This is a genomic window from Streptomyces griseoloalbus (genome assembly GCA_014650015.1).
Lineage (GTDB): Bacteria > Actinomycetota > Actinomycetes > Streptomycetales > Streptomycetaceae > Streptomyces > Streptomyces griseoloalbus.
The window spans coordinates 1-507 of sequence record BMUD01000190.1; the positions used below are offsets into that span (position 1 = coordinate 1).

Below are 507 nucleotides of genomic sequence, written 5' to 3' on the forward strand. Positions count from 1 at the left end.
GTAGAGAAAAACCGAGAGAACGGACTTGAAATGACGAGAATTACAATCTTTTTTCATATCTTTATGTTATGTTCAAAGATAAATATGTATTCTCTCAGCTTACCTCCTTCTTGGATAGAAGCAAGTTTAACCGCATTGTTGCCAAGTATCAAGGCGACAAATACGTCAAGTCTTTCACTTGTTGGAACCAACTCCTCACAATGATGTTTGGACAGCTATGTAATCGTGAAAGTCTTCGAGACCTCATTGTTGCATTGCAAGCACATCAAGAGAAGTGGTATCATCTTGGATTTGGCAAATCAGTTACTCGCAGCAATCTTTCGAAAGCTAACGAGAATAGAGATTACCATATCTTTGAAGACTTCGCATATTATATGGTCGAGCAGGCAAGAACAAGACGGAAGACAAATATCTTCAATATAGGAGGTAATGTCTATGCGTTTGATTCTACAACGATAGACCTATGTCTGGAGGTGTTCTGGTGGGCTAAATTCCGTAAGCATAAGG

General features: G+C 39.1%; 1 protein-coding gene. It reads left to right on the top strand.

Features of this window, described 5'->3' with window-relative positions; all coding sequences use genetic code 11:
- Positions 1 to 68 precede the first annotated feature (68 nt).
- A partial coding sequence (locus IE178_RS37315) for a DUF4372 domain-containing protein (RefSeq protein ID WP_193515135.1) occupies positions 69 to 507 on the top strand: 439 nt, incomplete at its 3' end.